General features: G+C 54.0%; 15 protein-coding genes. 11 read left to right on the forward strand and 4 right to left on the reverse strand.

Annotated elements, in window-relative coordinates:
* Positions 1-41: 41 nt before the first annotated feature.
* The 4 genes from QQ977_RS01110 to brxL all read left to right on the forward strand — a co-directional run bounded on the left by QQ977_RS01110 (position 42) and on the right by brxL (position 7,349).
* Positions 42-2,468: a PglZ domain-containing protein gene (locus tag QQ977_RS01110; RefSeq protein WP_285927029.1), complete on the forward strand. Its 2,427-nt coding sequence runs from the start codon at positions 42-44 to the stop codon at positions 2,466-2,468.
* Between the two features lie 180 nt (positions 2,469-2,648).
* Positions 2,649-3,605 (forward strand): PD-(D/E)XK nuclease family protein, encoded by a 957-nt coding sequence (locus QQ977_RS01115; protein WP_285927030.1) that lies wholly within the window; start codon positions 2,649-2,651, stop codon positions 3,603-3,605.
* A gap of 274 nt (positions 3,606-3,879) precedes the next feature.
* Positions 3,880-5,079: a toll/interleukin-1 receptor domain-containing protein gene (locus tag QQ977_RS01120; RefSeq protein ID WP_285927032.1), complete on the forward strand. Its 1,200-nt coding sequence runs from the start codon at positions 3,880-3,882 to the stop codon at positions 5,077-5,079.
* A 242-nt stretch (positions 5,080-5,321) separates the two neighbouring features.
* A complete protein-coding gene (gene brxL, locus QQ977_RS01125; RefSeq protein ID WP_285927035.1) occupies positions 5,322-7,349 on the forward strand; it encodes a protease Lon-related BREX system protein BrxL in 2,028 nt (675 codons plus the stop codon).
* 14 nt (positions 7,350-7,363) lie between these two features.
* On the opposite strand, the gene QQ977_RS01130 is transcribed toward brxL, so the two are convergent.
* Entirely contained in the window at positions 7,364-7,576 is a 213-nt protein-coding gene (locus QQ977_RS01130) for a hypothetical protein (protein ID WP_285927037.1), read from the reverse strand.
* 720 nt (positions 7,577-8,296) lie between these two features.
* Here QQ977_RS01130 and QQ977_RS01135 point away from each other — a divergent pair.
* The 7 genes from QQ977_RS01135 to QQ977_RS01165 all read left to right on the forward strand — a co-directional run bounded on the left by QQ977_RS01135 (position 8,297) and on the right by QQ977_RS01165 (position 15,132).
* Complete coding sequence (locus QQ977_RS01135) at positions 8,297-9,292, forward strand: hypothetical protein (RefSeq protein ID WP_430540839.1); 996 nt, start codon at positions 8,297-8,299, stop codon at positions 9,290-9,292.
* Positions 9,292-10,149 carry a hypothetical protein gene (locus tag QQ977_RS01140; protein ID WP_285927039.1) on the forward strand — a complete coding sequence of 286 codons (858 nt, stop codon included), beginning with the start codon at positions 9,292-9,294 and terminating at the stop codon, positions 10,147-10,149. Before QQ977_RS01135 ends, QQ977_RS01140 begins: the two co-directional genes overlap by 1 nt.
* 90 nt (positions 10,150-10,239) lie before the next feature.
* Positions 10,240-10,611, forward strand: a complete 372-nt coding sequence (locus QQ977_RS01145; RefSeq protein ID WP_285927040.1) for a hypothetical protein — start codon at positions 10,240-10,242, stop codon at positions 10,609-10,611.
* A gap of 151 nt (positions 10,612-10,762) precedes the next feature.
* Positions 10,763-11,803 (forward strand): hypothetical protein, encoded by a 1,041-nt coding sequence (locus QQ977_RS01150; protein ID WP_285927041.1) that lies wholly within the window; start codon positions 10,763-10,765, stop codon positions 11,801-11,803.
* Positions 11,803-12,495: a hypothetical protein gene (locus QQ977_RS01155; RefSeq protein ID WP_285927042.1), complete on the forward strand. Its 693-nt coding sequence runs from the start codon at positions 11,803-11,805 to the stop codon at positions 12,493-12,495. Before QQ977_RS01150 ends, QQ977_RS01155 begins: the two co-directional genes overlap by 1 nt.
* A gap of 133 nt (positions 12,496-12,628) precedes the next feature.
* Positions 12,629-13,720: an HNH endonuclease gene (locus QQ977_RS01160; protein ID WP_285927043.1), complete on the forward strand. Its 1,092-nt coding sequence runs from the start codon at positions 12,629-12,631 to the stop codon at positions 13,718-13,720.
* Positions 13,721-14,082: 362 nt separating this feature from the next.
* Positions 14,083-15,132: a hypothetical protein gene (locus QQ977_RS01165; protein ID WP_285927044.1), complete on the forward strand. Its 1,050-nt coding sequence runs from the start codon at positions 14,083-14,085 to the stop codon at positions 15,130-15,132.
* A gap of 33 nt (positions 15,133-15,165) precedes the next feature.
* On the opposite strand, the gene QQ977_RS01170 is transcribed toward QQ977_RS01165, so the two are convergent.
* The 3 genes from QQ977_RS01170 to QQ977_RS01180 all read right to left on the reverse strand — a co-directional run bounded on the left by QQ977_RS01170 (position 15,166) and on the right by QQ977_RS01180 (position 18,347).
* Complete coding sequence (locus QQ977_RS01170; RefSeq protein ID WP_285927045.1) at positions 15,166-15,603, reverse strand: hypothetical protein; 438 nt, start codon at positions 15,601-15,603, stop codon at positions 15,166-15,168.
* Positions 15,596-16,171 carry a DUF7342 family protein gene (locus QQ977_RS01175; protein ID WP_285927046.1) on the reverse strand — a complete coding sequence of 192 codons (576 nt, stop codon included), beginning with the start codon at positions 16,169-16,171 and terminating at the stop codon, positions 15,596-15,598. Before QQ977_RS01175 ends, QQ977_RS01170 begins: the two co-directional genes overlap by 8 nt.
* A gap of 181 nt (positions 16,172-16,352) precedes the next feature.
* On the reverse strand, positions 16,353-18,347 hold the full coding sequence (locus QQ977_RS01180) for a restriction endonuclease (protein ID WP_285927047.1): 1,995 nt from the start codon (positions 18,345-18,347) through the stop codon (positions 16,353-16,355).
* Between the last annotated feature and the right edge of the window lie 312 nt (positions 18,348-18,659).

The raw sequence follows: 18,659 nt of genomic DNA on the forward strand, positions 1-18,659 counted from the left end.
AACCCGAAAGTAAAAGCGGTCCCTATTTATTATACAACTTAATGGGAGATCTCGCGGATAGCATTATAACAGAACTTCGCCAAAAGTTCGACCGACATCCTGTATGGGTGTGGTACGATGCCCAGGAGAAGTACAGGGGTGTCCTCGACGAGGTCGAAGCCGCACTCGACGATGTAACGTTCGCCCGCTACGACGGCAGTTATTTCGAGCTGAAGCTCCGACTCCGTGACGAAGATCCGAACTACGAGAAGAACTGGCTGTTCTACATCCCCGAGTCACGAAACGACGCAGAGTGGTTCCGAGATGTCCACGCGCTTGGCCGACAGTACCGCGTTGGCCAGGACATCGACGACACGCCCGTAACGCAGTTCCTCGTTGAACACGACGAGGAGATCCCCGACGCGTACGAGGACTGGGGGCAGAACCGCGAGATGCAGCGCAAGGCATTCTTCTGTGTTCTTTTCGATACCGCAGGGCCAGCGACTGACGAATGGATTCGAGCATATCTCGCCGACCCTGAAGCGTATCGTGAGACGATCGAGGATAACGCGATGGCCGACGCCTGGGATGCACAACTCCGCCACGAGTACGGCATCGACGCCGGATTGGATCCAAAGGAGCTGGCAATCCAGCTTCTCTTCGGTGAGGTGACGAGTCGGTCCCCGACGGCACAGTACGATAATCTCGCTGCGGACGACGCCCAGGCTGCGGCGGAGTTTTGTGACGATTGGCAGCAGTACGCCCCAGCTGAGTTCACGCGCTATTCACGGGAGATCGAATCGGACTACGATCTCACAGAGGCTGTGATCGATTCCGATCAAACGCGATGGGACTCCACTGCGTTCAAGGGGATAGACACGGGCCTCATCCGGCTTGTAATGGATAGGCTCGCTGAGGAAACGTATGCCGATCTTCCGGAAATCGCGGCGGAACTCAATCGGACAGTCACGAAACGTCGGGACAGTTTCTGGAGCACCGAGGACCTCGTTGATTGGTCGGTGCCTGCTCTGGCGGTCGAAACGCTCCGCCAGATTGGCACCGTCGATGTCGACGGAGCAAAGGCGCTGGATTCGACGGAACTCGCAGAGCAGTACACGCGCAATGACGGCTGGTGGCAGGTTGACGCGGCCTATCGGCGCTACATCAACGCGACACAGGCGGCCACATACCCATATCCGAAGGAAGCCACGGTGAAGCGGCAGGTCACCAACCACTACATGGCCTTCCTTCAGGGTGTCAACCGACCGCTTGCTGAGGTTTTGAGCGACGGTCCAACACTCGGAACACCACAAACGTCGTTCTACGAGGAATTCGTTGACCTAGAGGACGGAACGGCGATCATCATCTGTGACGGGCTTCGCTATGAACTCGCCGAGACCATCCGCCAAAACCTTGGACGACGAACTGACTTCGAACAAGATCTCAGTGCAGTTAGCGCTGCACTGCCCTCGATCACCGAGGTCGGCATGGCCGCACACCTTCCAGGAGAACTCGGACTCTCGCTCACCGACGACGAACTCGTCGTCACGAGTGGCGGTGAGCAAATGGTTGGAAAAGCCGACCGTGTCGAACGACTCAGCGCAGCCGGATTCGAGGTCGTCGATATGGACGAGGTGGGCAACATCTCGTTGGAAGAACTGACCGAATCCGATCCCGTCCCGCGTGTCGTCTACTCCGGCACGATAGACAAACTCGGTGAAAGCCTCGATGATGACGCCGCATTCAGCCAAGTCTCGTCTCACGTAGACGATGTCGAACGAACGGTCCAACGTCTGAAGCAGGCAGGTTACACCCGCTTCGTAATCACCAGCGATCACGGGTTCCTGTACACAGATCGCCTGAGCGACGATCACAAGGTCGAATCCCCCGACTTCGCACCAATCGTCAAGCGTCGGTTCGCTGCTGCTGACAGCGAGGCCCCAATCGTTGACACGGGCGAATTCATCGAGATCGACCACGGTGCGCTGTCCGAGCTCGGCATCGATGGTTCCGGCATCAAGTTGCTGTTCCCTCGGAGCGTCGCGTGTTTCAAAGCACAGGGCGGGAATATGCGATATTTCCACGGTGGGATTTCGCTTCAAGAGCTGCTCGTCCCCTGTCTCACCGTGACCACAGAGGAGATCGAAGAGAGTGCATCGATCAGCTACGATGTCTCGATACCCGACCCGATTACGAACTCGATACTTACCGTCGACATCAAGGCCAAGAGCGGCCAGGTCGCTTTCGACCCTGCACCGATACTAGAGGTTCGCGCAAGTATTGATGATGAACCAGTTGCGGATGCTGTCACGATGGAGATTTCCCCTGGAGACAACAGCACTCGTGTTCGACTCAAGCAGGGGGCCATCTCGGGTGAAGACACGGTTCAATTCGAGGTCATCGATACGGATACCAGAGAAACGATCACGAGGCAGACTGTTGGGCTCGATTTACTCTTTGGTGACGACGATATGGGATTCGACGTGTGAGTGATTCGAATATAGTACTCTGTTGAACTCAAATTCTGAGATAGATTGGCGAGGTTACGGTGAATGCAGGACTCATCGATCGATTATCCGATCGTACTCCTTGAAGATCTCTCGTGGATGCGTGCTACAATCCCGTAGATACACCGAACATTCATCTCACAAGAATTTGTACCCTGGCGTATGTCACTGGAAAACCGTTCTTATACAACTTCAATTCAGGAACGAGATATTGATTTATTATTTATTCAACTGGTCGAAACGTCATCAGAATTCTGTCGCTGGTTCTGCCAGCAACTCTTCGAGGACTCGGACATTGAGGAACTGTTGTCAGTGAGCAAGTCTGTCGATACAGGAAATGGTGAATCAGATATTGAGATCGGGATTGAAACCGTGGCAGGTGACAGAGTGCTTCTCCTTGTCGAAAACAAGATTGACGCATCGCTACAGGATAGGCAGGCAGAACGCTACCAAGAGCGAGGGGTTCGGTACGTCGAAAAGGACATTTGTGACACGTTCTCCGTGGGACTGATAGCCCCCGCCGACTATGTCAATGAGAACGATCGGGAAGCGTTCGGTAACATAATTACTTACGAGTCGATCATCACGTGTCTCGACGGCTTATCTCACGATGCCACGCCATTCGTATCGACGTTGCTTGAACAGGCAATCGAGAAACATGCTGGTAGCCACGATGGCCACTCCCCGGTTACGAAGAAAATTCGACAACAAGTACAGGAACGGTCCGATGAATTCCCAGACCTCGTAGCCTACGAAACGAGCAACAATCTCGTAAGGTTCCGATCGACGCACCCTGAACATCCCAAGTCAGTGCGGTATGTCGTTTGGGTCATCGGATCTAGTGGTGGTCGAGAAGCGATGGTTCGACTTAGCATTGCGAATAACAACCCGGATTTAGAGATCAAAGCGATTCAGGAATACGTAACTGAGGAGTTCGGATCACTGGATGGATTCGAGATTAGAGACCACGTCACAATGGATACCGTCCGAACCTACGTCACGACTGGCCGTGATGCTTCACCGACGAACGACGATTATATCGAAGATATTGTCTCTACCTTGCAACGACTTGTTTCCTTCTCGCACCCACGGTTTGTCGAATCGGGACAGTTTCGTTAGTGAATTGTTCATTTGATATGGATTACTGAGAAGTTTATTGTTTTGCGTGAATCCTCTCCAATGGTTTGCAGATACAGCATGCAAGATCCATGGCGCATATCTGGCAAAATACAGTTTGATCATTGGATTTATCAATAATACGAGAGCGAATACCAGTTATAATTGGAACAGGACTATCGGCACAATAGCTTATTATCAGAAGTCGGTTATTGAGATGCATCTATCAAAGGTGATTGAGGCGTAATTTGATTACTGGAAAGCGTTAACACCCGATATGGGATTTAAACAGTTTATTAATAGATCAGATGCAAACACACCTGAAGAAATTGTCGGGCTTACTGTTTATTATCTAATGATGTACGGGGGGGAAGACACGGTACAATCAAGTATCGCTCATGATATACTAGATTTGTTTGATTTCCCCATTAGTGAAACTGCTATTGCATTGAACATGAAGAAAATAAAAGAAGATGGAGATTTAAGATACTTTGAGCGATCAAATGCCCCATCTGGATACATACTCACACAAGGTGGGATGGAACGTTTCGAAAATTTAGCACCCGCTGTCAAATCTACTGAAGAGGGATTTAAGATTTCAACAGATAATAAAATAACCCAAAGACGAGCAAGCGATAGTAACTGGGACATGTTCATCTCACACGCGAGTGAGGACAAAGACGATTTTGTTAAACCTTTAGCAAATACGCTTGAAGAAAGGGGATCAAAGATCTGGTATGATGATTTTCAGTTATCTATTGGGGATAGTATCCCAGAGGAGATCGACAAGGGTCTCTCAAAATCAGATTACGGTGTTGTTGTCCTATCGGATGCTTTCTTCCAAAAGGATTGGCCTCAAGAAGAGCTTCATAGTTTAATTCACAAAAATGTCGACTCAAAAAGAAATATAATCCTTCCAGTATGGTACGATATTGGGAGTGAGCAAGTCGCCAATAACAGTCCATTATTAGCATCTCGAATGGCGATTCGTGCTGATAGTTCCTCTATAGATGAGGTGGCTGATCAACTTTTAGAAGAAATCCAATCAGTTGAGAGTTCTGGTGTAGATCAGAATAAATTCGATCCGCGAACAAGAGACTATCTCGCTGATTTAATTTCCAAAACTTGGACAGGAGATGACTTATCCAGATTCTTCGAAAGGCAAGATATTGATATTGACTGGGATGCTGCCAAAGAAGGAACGATACGTGAACATATTGCAACATTTCCAGTAGAAGCAGAAGAAAAAGGATTAGATTTGGAACGTGCCCGAAAAACCGCCGTACGGGATGTATTAGAGGAAGTAAACCGCAATGAAAACCGTTCTTTAGAGGATATTATCACGGAGTTTGCCCATCCCCAATCTTATATCGGTAATCAGGATAAGCATTCTCAGGTTGTCTCCGAATTAAATTCAGCACTTGAATACGAGGGTTTGAAAGTTAATTCTAATGGAGAATTATTTGACTTGGAATAATTTAAAGAGAAAATTGCAAAACAAGAAAAAGACTAGTTGAACCCTTGAAAGCTATTAGATTTTTTAGATAAAACTGAACTAATATTAAATGAAGATGTATTGATTGCTCTGAGTTTCACACGTCGGTTTCTATTCAGCTATCTTCTGCCGCTCTAAAACGTCTGAGGATCTATGCTAATCCCAGTGAGTTCTCGCTCCTGTGACCGACACCAATATGGCACCGGCTACATTCTCATTATATAATGACGACTGAGGACGTGGATCGAAAAGCCCTGAATGTCTTCCCCGGGCGCGTCGTCCGGAAAGACCTCGTTCAGGACATCAAATCCGGGGTGAACGTCCCCACCTACGTCCTCGAATATCTAATCGGACAGTACTGCGCGACCGATGACGAAGAATCTCTGGAAGAGGGCCTCGAAAAGGTCAAACAGATTCTCTCAAAGCACTACGTTCGCCCCGACGAAGCCGAATTCGTCAAGAGTGAAGTCCGAGAACGCGGGCGTTATCGTGTCATCGACAAGGTCACCGTCCGGCTGGATGAGCAACAGGACGCCTACATCGGTTCGTTCGTGAATCTTGGATTGAACGATGTTGAGATCAACGAACATCTCGTCAGCAAACACCCGAAGCTTCTGGGCGGCGGTGTCTGGGCCATCATCGACCTGGAATATCTCCCAGACAACGCAAATAGCCCCAAGAGCCTCTTTGGCATCGACTCGTTCAAACCGATTCAGGTCTCCAACCTCAATCTCGACCAACTGAAGGAACGGCGGGAACAATTCACGCGCGACGAATGGATGGATCTGCTTCTTCAAACCGTCGGCTACGATCCGTCCTCGTTCAGCGGCCGCGAAAAGTTCCTCTTCTTGACTCGCTGTATCCCACTCGTCGAGTCCAATTACAACTTCGTCGAGCTGGGGCCACGCGGGACGGGCAAAAGCTATCTCTACCGAGAGATCAGCCCCCACTCGATTCTCATCTCCGGCGGGAAAACCACCGTCGCAAAGCTGTTTTTGAATCTCAATACTGGCCGGATCGGACTCGTAGGTCGTTGGGATGTCGTCGCCTTCGACGAGGTCGGGGGGCTCCAGTTCAGCGATTCGGAAGCCGTCCAGATGCTCAAAGATTATATGGAGTCCGGAAGCTTCTCCCGCGGAACCGAGGAACTGACCGCCCAGGCCTCGATGGTCTACGTCGGAAACATTGACCTGGATGTTGAAGGCGTTCTCAAGAGCTCTCACCTCTTCGAGCCATTCCCTGAGGATATGCAGGATCTCGCACTTATCGATCGGTTCCACTACTACCTTCCGGGCTGGGAAGTCCCGAAGATGCGTTCCGAGTTCTTCGGTGATCAGTTCGGCTTCATCGTCGATTACTTCGCTGAGTTCGTCCGGGAGCTCCGCAAGGAGTCATACGGTGACGCGATCAACGAGGAGTTTGCGTTTGGTGATCACCTGAACCAGCGGGACGAAAAGGCCGTACGTAAGACCGTTTCTGGTCTGCTCAAACTCCTTCATCCTCACGGCCAATACACGAAAGAAGAGCTCCGAGAATACCTCGAATTCGCTATGGAAGGCCGCCGTCGAGTCAAAGAGCAATTGAAGCGGATGGGTGGGATGGAATATCGGGCCGTCGAATTTTCGTATCTCGACTTGGAGACCAAACAGGAGATCCATGTCTCGGTTCCCGAGGAAGCGGATGAAGCACTCATTCCCCCCGGAACACAACAGGCAGGGACGATCTACACGATCGGTGAGAGCGGAGGACGCCATGCTCCGTTCCGAATCGAGACACAGACGCTTCCAGGATCAGGCAAGACGAATATTTCGGGCACCCCGGGCAAGCGAATGAAAGAGTCCTTCGAGACCGCCTGTGACTATCTACAGGCGAATATGCGTGAACTCACTCGTGAGGAGACTCTGGATGACTACAACATCAACATCCAGGTTCTGAACCCCTCTGATGCGAATGAGGGTGGTGAAACGAGTGTCGGACTCCTCGTAGGCATTGTTTCGGGGATTCTTGATCGACCGGTCCGGCCACAGACCGTCGTACTGGGATCGATGAGCTTGATGGGCGAGTTAGTCTCCGTGAGTTCGTTGATCGATAAACTCCAGTTGTCTGCGGATTCTGGAGCCAAAACGGTGCTCCTTCCAGCGAAGAACAAAGAAGACTTGCCGAAAATCCCCGATGAACTCCTTGACCAGCTCCAACTTGTGTTCTACACTAATCCCCTTGATGCGGCTAGTAAGGCGATTGAACTGGAGTAGCGCATCCTGACTACTCACTCGTCATCTGTGCAGACAACCTCTCGTAGTTCTTCGAGCAAATCTTCCCGATTCTCCGCTAAAATATCAACGTCCTCATCAATATTCTCTATTTTCGTACGGACACGACTTACAACACGGTACCGGTAGTTATCCGACACATCTGCATCACCCCTCACTATTTCTCGCTCACGTTCAGTAAGGAGTCCCCGATACTGATCATCCACCATACCCGCGCTTTGCTGGCCTTCCTCAAAGGTATTCTTACTGAGAGCAGTCACATAGAGATCACAAATGCATGGTTACTACTTTCAGTAACCTTTATATGACTGTATATAGTAACTATGGATAAGAAGGTCCAGCTCTGTTGGGTGAGAGATCACGAAGAACGCCCGGATGTCTGTAGCATCCGAGCTGGGCTCTTCCAGAGGTATGCAAGAACCCATGAGACAGTCAACATCGACAAATCAAGAAGCTATCGACAACAAACTCTCTAAAGACATACTCCAAGTAGAAAGGATAGATTTGGCGGTAGGGGTCGTTACCTGTCAAATTTGCGACTCTCGAATCCGTGAAGGCGGACGCATTACTGTGTCCGCTTTTCGGTCGGTGTCTGATCTGAATTTTAAAATTCAGGATACGCTTTGCTGTGGTCACGGAGATGAGTATAGTCGCTCGTGGGATCGGTCACTCCGTGTGCTGGTTGTCCAGGGGCGTGTTGGTACGGTGTCGGATACGGCGAAGCAGTCTACATGGCCGGTGTTGCTTGATCCAGAGTTGGTTGCCCTGAGTCCGGTGAACACTGTAGAGGCGCACACGCTGGATGATACTGATCTGGACTCCAGTGCCGATAGTGAGGATGCCCTGATTGATATGACTCGTTCGGGTGTGGTGACGGAATCATCTGGGCGTGAGCAGCCATCGTCGTGGTGTGACAGTGGTGGTTCACAATGACGGGGGGAGCGGAGACTCCGTTGTTTGTGATGGATCATCTTGACGGTGAGTTTGATCTTCCACCAGTCGATGAATCGACGTTCCCGGATCTCTACGTCGGGCTTGAGGTTGATCTGCTTGCGCCGGGCGATGGTGTTGTGACGGATCGGCATCATGCGTCTGCGGAGCGGTATGAGGCGGATGATCCGATGAATCAGATTCGCGGACAAATTTCGCCGTTTACATTGTCGGGCTGGTTGCGGCACGCGTGTGAACGTGTGCTACAGATTGCGGGAACGACTGCGTGCCATCCTGGGGAGTCGAGTGCGGATTACATGCGTGCGGATGTGTATGATCGTGACTTGAACCAGGGGTATCACGAGAAAGGTACCTGTGTTGAGGCGTGTAGCGACGAGCAGGGTTGCGTGGTGTACGAGCTGTTCGGTGGGTTTGGTGACCGGCCCGGTGAGTTGTTGCGGCGGCCGATTCGGTTCTCGCCGGTTCGTTCGCAGGTTGACGTGCTTCGCGGTGAGGCTGAGGCGCATTACCGGCAGTTGCATACGCAGGTTCGGTCGCGGAACGACGAGGATGGTGGCCAGCCGCTGCGGCATGCGACGCGTGACGTGGTCGGAAATTTGGAAGGTACGTGGTTGTTGACACTCCGAACGTTGAAGCCGGAGTTCGTCGGCTTGTTGGTGGAAGCAGTGTCGCTGCTCGATGCGCGGAGTGATTCGTTTGAGTTCCAGCTCGGTGGTGCGCGGAATTTCGGTGCAGGGATTGCGGATGTGAGTGTTGTGAATCCGCTGTACACTGATGAGGAGATCCGCCGTGTGTACAATCGTGGTTGGAATGCGACGGCCGCGATGCAAGAGAAAGACGAGGAGTGGCGCGATAGTTATCGTGAGGAGTTCGTGCGGGCGTTGCAGGCGCGTGTGAGCGATGCTGACGGCGAGTTGGCTGCGGCGATTGATCGTCGAGGCGAGGCTGGCGAGGGAGAGCGAGGTGATGTGTGATGGTCGATGGGGCTGAGTTGGTGGATGCTGATGCGGTGGGTGAGACGGTTGCTGATCCGATGGTGGTGGTGTATCGTCACGATGTGCACAAGATGAACGGCCGGCGGCATAATGCGGCAGCTGATGAGTATCACGGTGTCCGCGTGAATGAAGACGTGCCACGGGGTGCGGATCGTGTTGCGGCGTTGCTGAGTCGGCCAGCAGGTGAGCCCGAGCAGACAGTGGCGAACCACTCGTCTCCGTATCGGTTGTCGTTGCTTACGGCTGAGTCCGCGACGGAACCGAGCCGGATCGAAGCGGCAGCGGATGGCGGGTTCCGACAGTTGGTCGTGTCTGAGGAGTCCGCTCGGCTGCACGCGGCGTGGCTGACGAGCGATGTGGCGGCGGCATTCAACGAATCGCCGTACTATCCGTATACGTCGCTGAAGTACCACGTGTTGTTGGCTGCGGCGTTGTTGTCGGAGTACCGTGCGGGATACAGCTTCGACGAGTTGTTCCTGGCGGCGGGGCCTGGTGAGGCGGCGGCTGCTGATGGTAGTGTCGACGCAGCGTTAGAGAGTGCAGTGGTGTCGCCGCATCGGACGGTGTTGTGGTCACCGTTGGTTACGCTGGAGATAACGAGTGATCCGGGTGGCCGGCCGGCAGCGCGGCTTGGGCCGGGCCCGGCGCGATCATTTGCGGATGTGTGGACGAAACTGTCGGGACAGCCGTTCGACGCTGATGGGATGCGGACGTTGATGGTGTTGGATGCGCAGCTTCGTCGGCTGCGGTCGTGGTCGGCGGCGCTGCAGTATATCGAGGAGTTCGTCGCGTGGTGTGGTGCTGGTGCTGCTGATGTTGAACAGGGGTGGTCGTAACGATGGGACACATCGAGTCGGCTCGCCTTGAGTCTGGATCGGTGCCGGAATTTGACGGTGTGAGCGCGTCTGCTGCCGAGGGCACTGGAAATGGGGTGTGTGGCCCGTGTTGTAAGCGTGATCGTATGGGTTCTGAACAGTGGTGTGATTGTAACAATCGAGTTCACAAATGCGGAAATTATCACCGGAGTTGTTACAATCGGGTCTGTGAACACAGGGGTCAGTGGTGTGATTGTAACAATCACATTCACAAAAAAGGCAATTTTTGCCGATATTGTTACAATCCGGGGTGTGATGAAGAGAGACAGTATTGTAACTGTAACAATCGAGACTCTGAAGACTGGGTTCAGTGTTGTAACTGTAACAACGAAGACACTGGAAACGGGGTGTGTGGTTCCAATCGAGATAGACAGGCTGCGCTATTGTGGCGCGGTGTGGTGTCGCTACGGGACTGGTTGGTGATGTACGTGTCCGCCGCCCCCGATATTGTGATGGTAGAGACGCTGTACGGGGCATGGCACTGGAAACAGGGTGTGTCCGAGCTGCAGTCCGTGGCGCGTCAATCGCGGATGTTACGCTGGAACTGGAGTGGAAACGTAGGGGGTGAATCACCTTGACACATATCCAGCAAGTGCTGTTTGAACTGGAAGCAGGGTACCTGGGTCACCCGTACTATGTGACTGGGAACGCGTTGTTCCAGGCGCTCGCGCAGCGCGTTGACGAGCGGACACGACGAGCGCTCTGTGTTAGCCATGGTGTGTTCTTGCCGAGAGAGTACGGAATCCCGCCGTCGTGGCACTCTCAGTCGTCGCTGGGTATGGTCGGGGCGTCCCTGCCGGCTGTTGAGACGTATGATGATCTGTTCTTGTTGCGTGATGCGGCGCACCGCTGGCTCAAGTCGTCACGTCCCCGGGATGCGCATAATGTGCAGCCGTTGCAGAGCCACGGTGGGCGGATCGCGTTCGACAGAGTCACACGGTTTGGTCGGCCACCGGAGCTGCAGACTTCACACCGGTCGGTCAAGTGGGTCGTGCAGTGTTATCTGCACGCTGATACTGCATCTGATCCACGGACGGGGTCGGTGCTACCGGTCGCGGACGAGATGCTGGATGACGTGCAGGTTGGCGGCGCGCGGAACTATGGGTTCGGGCGGCTATCAATCATCGATACGCAGCTGATCGATCTCGACAGGCTGGACTATGATCGGATTGCGGCCGCAGACGAGCACGTCCTTGAATTGGTGTCACCGTTTGTGCTGGCGAGTGAGTACCCCGGTGCTGATGATCAGTCAGTGCCGTGGTGGTGGGATGTGTCGCGCCCAGCTGCGGCATCGAGTGCTGATGCTGACTGTGACAGTAGCAGCGATAGTGAGTTGAGTGAGGTGAAAGGCACCAGGTTACGGCGGCGGTCGGAACAACTCATTGATGATGGAGAGATCTACGAGTTAGCGACGGTTGATCACGGACAGCTCGTTGGGTACGACGGATCGGATCCGATCGGGACGGCGAAGAACGGGGTATCCCGGGTTGGGACGCATTCGCGGTTCGGGTTCGGTGAGATTCGAGTTCGACCGGCGGATGATGACCGCGTCCCTGACCGTGCCGTGCAGACACGAGGAAGCGGGGCGACTGATCCATCTGGGGGTGATGCGTAGTGGTGCTGGAACTGGTTGCGTTCGATATTGAGACGACCGGATTCGGTGTCGATGACGAAGTGACGGCTGTCGGGTTTGCGGTGCCGATGGGCGTACGGGTGTTCGTCCAGACTGGCGGGCGAGATGCTGACGACGTGGCGTCACAGGTAAGCGATCGCGTGCCTGTGCATGTGCAGGTAACGGCGCATCCGACGGAACGAGCGCTATTTGAAGCAGTGGGATCGTTCACTGAAGAGCGGCTCCAGGATGACGACGTGTTGCTGGTCGCGTTCAACGGCGAGCGGTGGAAGGGCGGGTTCGATCTGCCGTTCTTTCGGACGCGATTAGCCCGGTTGGAGATTGAGTGGCCGTTCCGTGATGTTCCGTACGCGGATCTAATGCCAGTCATCACGCGACGATTCAATACGACCGTCACATCCAGTGATGGCAATGACGCTGGTGTTGTGTCCGATGATCTGGGTGACTTAGCAGGCGTCTATGACGTGTTGTGCGATGGCCGGTTCAGCGACGTGGATCCGTTCGTCGAGAGTGCTGAAGCTGTCACGGCGTTCGATGAGGGACGGTTCGCTGACTTAGTGGCCCATAACGCCGCGGATGTGCTGCGGACCCGGGATCTCGGACGGCTCGCTCAGTGGTATTGCTCGAAATCAGAGTTCTCGGTGAAGTCACTGTCACCGACGGTGCAGAGGTGATGCTCGCGTAGCTGTGCAACTCCCAGCCTGCTGGGAAGCGATGGAAGCGGTCGATCTGATTGAAGCGATCATCCATATGCTGGCTGGCACCGCGCGAACCAATCGAACAAACGACCGAAGCTAACAGAAACACATGACACGAGCTGACGGACGCAACCACGAGTTGAGCAACGAACCGAACGAGAAATCGACGACAGTACAGACAGACGATCCGGAGCCGCGTGAATCGGATTCGTCGACGGCCCACGATTACGAGCAGAACCGCGAAAACGAGTCAGTGACACCCGAGACACGCTCAGAGGTGTTGAAACGAGACGGCCATCGATGCCAGATATGCGGGCGAGAAGGGCCAGAGCGCGGCGGATTGGCGACGTTACACGTCCATCATATTGAGCGTGATCCAGCTGACATCGATGAAAACGCCCCGGAAAATCTGACGACACTGTGCCGATCCTGTCATAGTTGGGTTCACCAACAGTCGACACCCGCAGACGCCCCAGTGACGTTGTCCGAAGCTGATCTTAGTGTGCTGCTGCCGCAGGACATAGAGATCTTGCGGTTTTTGGCTGAATCCGGGCCGGCACGAACTGGTCGGATTGCCGATGCGCTAACAGCAAACTTATCGATGACGGCGGTGCGGGAGCGACTGGCCGTACTCATGGGTCTCGATAATATGGTCGAATCGCGCGACCGGCAGATCATAGACCAAGATGTCGAGTCCGGGGAGTGGGGGCTTACGGAGCACATCGAGCATTCAGCTCGCGGTCACATCCCGGATGATCCGCAGGCGTTACTGCAGCGAATGGAAGACGAGCAAGTCAGGCAAGCCCTGGAGCGGGGCTGTGACCGGCAGGAGATTATGAACGTGCTTGACATATCCCGCCGAACGACGTTCCATCGGGAAAAGAGAGCGTACGCGTACGATTTCCCACTGGACGTGTTTCGAAGAAGCGGACGTGGGGGGCAGCATCCGGCTGGGAATTCGACGAGTGAGACAATCGACGAGGCGGATACGGATTCGAGTGGTGCTGACGAACAACAGCGACTCGATTCTGTCCCCCACGGTGCTGAAGACGGTAGTCAGACAGCAGGTTCGAGGGAGTCCGTACAGGATCGTCCGGATGACTCGATCGATGAGTCGGTGGTGAGCGAAAACAAGACAGTGGTTCGTGAGCAGTTACAGACCGCGATTACGGCGTTGCAGCAGATCAACGCCGAGCTGTGAGAGTCTGAACTGGGAATGGAACAGTTTTCTTGACTGGAGTTGATCATTCTGATTCCACCCTGTATGCATCATTGAACGTAATGGTGTAAACTGGTGCTTTTCGGGTGATTCAGAGCGGTCACTTGGTTAGTCACCGGTGCTAGTGACGCGCCAAAGAACCAATTTCGTCAACCATCACAGGGAATTCGTAATCAATGCGGAATACGTCCGTTTTTCGGTGAAATGGTCGTGCTGTGAGTCTGCATTTCATACTTGGAATCTGGTATCGCCTCTTTCCCCCCTTCAGCACCGGCAGAACGGGAGATCCACACCTCTATTTTCCTTAGTTTTAAAAGTGACCGTTAGTTTAACCGGTGTGAGGTATGCGAGAATCCAATAATCAGATCGGCGACGAAGAAGAGGCTAAGAGCAACACCGAGAAATCCGGTACGACAGAATCCAACACTGCCAACACGTGTACAGAGACGATGACCGACGGCGGAACCGAGACAATACGCAGCCGTACTGAAGTCAAGATGCACAACGACGATGTCAGGTACTACTCGGCGGACGGTCATCTCTACGCCTACCGCGAAGGCGACGAACATATCGTTGTTTCACGCGGGAGAGAACCACGGGATCGTTGGACCAAACGTGTCCCTGCTGAGCGTGACGCGGTTCTCACGGGTGAACACCTTTGGACCATCCCCGACAACTGGCAACACCGCGTGAAAATTACGTTTGAAACGGGGAGTGGTTATGCGGTCTACCACATTCCAGAGACTGGTGTGGACGTTCTCGTGAGTGTGCCAAGCTATACCCAGCTAGTAGACGCCTGGTACAGCGTTAAGCGTGTCGGAACGCTCAGCGTGACCTATGATGACGAGTTCGCTTGGGACAAGCTAGAGGACATCATAGAAACTGTGCGGGAACGTGAGCAAGTCGATGGTGATGTCGTCGATGCGCTTGAGCGTCTCCACCGGCGTCGTCGGAGCGTTGAGAAACACTTCGTTGCGAGCGTCAATATGTACGCTAAACAAGCTTTGTTGTGTCGGGATCATGAACCGATCACAGTCAGACAATGGACTGCGGACCCATGGATCGACATTTTTCATGCTGGTGATTCGCTTGAAGAGGTTCTTGATTTGGATAACGAGACGAAAGACGCCGTTGTGCGACACATCTCTGATCGGGGAATTATTCCGTTATACCCAACTGTCCGCGTTGATGTTGAATCGGACGAAGGTATTCCAGATGGGTACGAGATTCGTGCGATGAGTGAGATAGGTGCTCCACCTGCTGAGGTCGTTGATTATCTTATCACGGAGTATTATGATCTGATGTCACAGGACGCTTGGGCGGGGATTCGAGATACGGAAGAGGATATGATACTCAAGAATGTTGGCGACGTGAAGAAGAAACTCTCAAGCTAACGTCGCTGTAGGCGTTCTACGCTCGTCAAATTGTCACTCGTCCCAGAATGCCTCGATCCGGTTATCGAGATCTGTAAGGACGGCTGCGAGCACGTCCCGCCAGTCGTCGGGATAGTCTGCATCCTCTCCAGGTGTCGGTGCATCTGGGGGCGGATGGAAGTGGTTGCGGGTGTTATGGTCATTCGGGTGTCGATCCCATCGGCATTCCCACGAGTTCCCGGTTTGGTATTGCTCCGAATAGTGGATGCTGAAGTCGACGGTCTCGAACCAGCGGATCCGCAGGTACGCACGCGTGACCCCGCCTGGGAAGTATCCGAGATCGTAGTTGGCGATGACAGCGTTCGGAGCATACGGCGGTTGCGTCTCGATGTCATCGAATCGATCGCTCCGGGCGAGGTGGGCAGCGATCCGGTCGAGGATTTCCGTATCGATGGGGCCACGACTGGGTGGATCCGTCGCGTCGTCAGGCATCGATGCGTCGTGGCTTGCTACTAGAGACTAGATCATCACGGCGGGCTGCGTCTAGGAGTGCAGCTCGCCGTTCGAGCGTTTCCCACTCGGAGAGCGCTTCCCATGCTGCTTCTGTGGACATATTCTGATCCCGAGTCACATCGACGAGTGAGATTTCGTCCGGGTGCTCTGCATCGAACTGTGCTCTGTAGTCTTCGATCTGTTCGAGTGTGTCGGCGAGTGTGTCGACAATCTCCTGCCTGGAGTATTCCTCGCGGATCTGGTCGATACGCCGCCACTGGAAGTACGCATCGTTACGCTCGTAGCGGACCGGGCGGCCGTCGTGGCGGTGAACCATGCCCATCTCGTTGAACCACTCCAGGTAATCCCGAGCTGTCTCGGTGTCACAGTCGGCGCGATCGGCGATCGTTGATACCTTCGTCGGGGTGCGAAGCCCGACGACAATATCCAGAAGTCGCTCTCGGATCGGCCCGCGCTTGAGGAGCGAGTCGGGAGATTCCAGCTCGTCGAGGTTAGGCGGTGTCTCCTCGCCGTCGTATGCATCGTCGGGGATGTCTGTAAGGTTCATGCGTGTGGGGTTTCGTACTTGTCTCTACTGGATGTAGCGACATATATCTATGGTACGCTGAATTATTTCTGCTTCAGTCGTGCCGTGACTTCTGTACGGGTGCGTATACGTCGACGAAGTAGTCACGTAGGGTGTCGAGGATGTGGGTTCGAAGTCGTAGGCGAAAGTCTATCGATGTACGTTACCGTAACTCGTTTAGTCGGCGTTTATCAGCATCTGTGAGGAGTTGCACATCGTATTCATCTTCGAGGGTAGCGATTTCTTTGAAGCATTCGCGGGCGGTCGCTTCGTTTCCGTCGTCAAGATGTTGCTTGCCCTGCTGTCGTTTGACTTTCGCTAGGCCTTGTTTCCCGGCATAGCGAGGCAAGGTCTGACGGTAGTACTGAGCAGCCTGGTCAAGATGCTCCCACCACTCGCCAGTCACACCGTCTTCCTGTTTGATGGTCTTGGCAAGCTTCCAGTGTGTCTCTGCGAGTTGCCCTGCGACGTTTCGTTCTTCGTAATCCTCTGAGGCCAGTTCCATCGCCTCTTCCAATAGATCCAGCGCCTCGTGGAGATCCGCCTCTGTACTACCCTCAAGAAGTTCGTCTAACCGGGCTTGGCGCTGCAGTCCTTCGCTTTTCCAGACGATGTGGCCGCCGAGGTCGATGCCGTACGCCGAGTCGCCGTCGGGATTTCCAAGCCGAAGCATCCAGTTGCCGCCTCGCTCGACGAAGTCGAGGTGTTGAACGTTCCCGTGTTGATTCTCGTGGCGGAGCAGTCGTTCGCCGGCGGCAACGTTGAACAGGTAGGTGCTGCAGTCAGGGTTGAACGTACTCGTGGCCGCGTAGTCACCGTCAGGCGTGATGGCGACGGGGCCGATGTTCGAGTCAAATTCGTGTTTTACGAACCGATGTCCTGACCCGTTGAAAACGTGGAACGTTCCGGAGAGTGTGTCGCCCCAGTCGTTCCAGTCGACAACAGCTACGGTCCCGTCGTTAGCGACAGCACAGGCGTTCGGGCGATCGATCTCGGTCGTAAATTGGAGTTCGTCACCATCAAAGAGGAAGACCCGACCCGGTTCAGGATCGTCATCTCCGGCTCCGGATCGCCCATCTTGGTAGGCTGCGGTGTATTCGCCGTTCGGGGATGTGGCTGTCTGGGCGTAGTACTGATCACCACCGTATTCGATGTCCATCCGGTTCAGCCCCTGGTCGTTCGTCGAGACTGCGTCACTGTCTTGTTTCGAGGAAGCTGTCTGCGCGGCTGGTGTTGCCGATGCGTCTGGAGAGGTGTCTGACTCTGTTTTGGACTGTGAATGCGTCTCTGCATCAGGGGGTGTCGTGTTAGCCGTCGCCGTCTCGGGAGCATGAGACGTGTCTGTTTCGGCGTCGGCCGACTCGTTGAAAGAGCGGCGTCGCCACAGATAGAGCCCAGCAGGAATGATGGCGAACAGCCAGATGAGTGACGTGAGGACGTATGCCCACCAGTACTGCGGCCAGTCTCGGTATTCCCTGACGTGTCTCGCATCGAGGAAGAGCGCGATGGGAAGCCCGAGCCAGACGGCGAAAAAGATGAATGCCCACAGCGATTCCGGCAAGACTTCGACACCGAAGAAGGCGACAACCCAGCCGGGGATCGCAACCATGATCGTCTTCTCCCAGACAGTAGATGGAACCGCGTTGGAGTGGGTCGTCGGTTCTGGTTCTGGTTCCGGTTCGGCTGTCGTTGTCGTTTCGGTTGCTTCTGACTGTGTTTCGTCGGCCTGCTGCTGGGGCTGCTCGCTGACTGATTCGGATTCGACTGTGGTCACGAACTCAAGGTAGTCGTCGACGAGATCAAGCGCGTCATTCTCAACGATGAGGGAGACGAGGTCATCGCCGTTGATGAGTTTCACGTTGAGCCGCTCGGCGAGATCGCGGGCCTGTCCGGTGAACTCATTCGTCGTTACTACGACGACCTTGTCAACGCCGTTGTATTGTTGGCCGAGGCTTGCATACTGCTGAATATCGGGGGAGCCGACAGTTGTGTTCGGTCCGTACCGCTTCGCTTGAATGAGCGTCGTTTGTTCGTACGGGTGTTGTTTCCGGGCGGTAATGTCGACGCCTTTGTCCATCGCTGCAGTGGAGACCTCGGTTTGCCAGCCCATGCGATGCCAGAGATCCGCGACGAAGTGCTCGAAATCGTACGGGTCCATCTGCTGTAGGACCGTCTTCAATTCGGCGGTGCTTTCGAGAGGGCCTTCCTCAAGAGGAAGCTCATCGATGTGTTGCTGCGTGGGTTGGTGTGGCTCATTCGAGGTGCGGGGTTCTGTGGAACTAGAGTTGTCTTTCCCACTATTTCGAAGCCAGCGGTACAATTCACGGTAAAGGAAGTACCGTAGAAACCGTTTCATTGAGATGTCCCCCCAATCCGAAGATGATTATAACCCAGTTGGTATCCCATACGTTGGCGTGTTGACCGATTCTTGACGCTCAGGCCTAATAATGAATCGGGGAGTACCTGGTTA

The organism is Natrialbaceae archaeon AArc-T1-2 (genome assembly GCF_030273315.1).
GTDB lineage: Archaea > Halobacteriota > Halobacteria > Halobacteriales > Natrialbaceae > Tc-Br11-E2g1.

Excerpts from the sequence above, each read along its gene's own strand:
- QQ977_RS01110 (WP_285927029.1), top strand. The coding sequence starts at position 42 with ATGGGAGATCTCGCGGATAGCATTATAACAGAACTTCGCCAAAAGTTC.
- QQ977_RS01115 (WP_285927030.1), top strand. The coding sequence starts at position 2,649 with ATGTCACTGGAAAACCGTTCTTATACAACTTCAATTCAGGAACGAGAT.
- QQ977_RS01120 (WP_285927032.1), top strand. The coding sequence starts at position 3,880 with ATGGGATTTAAACAGTTTATTAATAGATCAGATGCAAACACACCTGAA.
- brxL (WP_285927035.1), top strand. The coding sequence starts at position 5,322 with ATGACGACTGAGGACGTGGATCGAAAAGCCCTGAATGTCTTCCCCGGG.
- QQ977_RS01130 (WP_285927037.1), bottom strand. The coding sequence starts at position 7,576 with ATGGTGGATGATCAGTATCGGGGACTCCTTACTGAACGTGAGCGAGAA.
- QQ977_RS01135 (WP_430540839.1), top strand. The coding sequence starts at position 8,297 with ATGACGGGGGGAGCGGAGACTCCGTTGTTTGTGATGGATCATCTTGAC.
- QQ977_RS01140 (WP_285927039.1), top strand. The coding sequence starts at position 9,292 with ATGGTCGATGGGGCTGAGTTGGTGGATGCTGATGCGGTGGGTGAGACG.
- QQ977_RS01145 (WP_285927040.1), top strand. The coding sequence starts at position 10,240 with ATGGGGTGTGTGGCCCGTGTTGTAAGCGTGATCGTATGGGTTCTGAAC.
- QQ977_RS01160 (WP_285927043.1), top strand. The coding sequence starts at position 12,629 with ATGACACGAGCTGACGGACGCAACCACGAGTTGAGCAACGAACCGAAC.
- QQ977_RS01165 (WP_285927044.1), top strand. The coding sequence starts at position 14,083 with ATGCGAGAATCCAATAATCAGATCGGCGACGAAGAAGAGGCTAAGAGC.
- QQ977_RS01170 (WP_285927045.1), bottom strand. The coding sequence starts at position 15,603 with ATGCCTGACGACGCGACGGATCCACCCAGTCGTGGCCCCATCGATACG.
- QQ977_RS01175 (WP_285927046.1), bottom strand. The coding sequence starts at position 16,171 with ATGAACCTTACAGACATCCCCGACGATGCATACGACGGCGAGGAGACA.
- QQ977_RS01180 (WP_285927047.1), bottom strand. The coding sequence starts at position 18,347 with ATGGACCCGTACGATTTCGAGCACTTCGTCGCGGATCTCTGGCATCGC.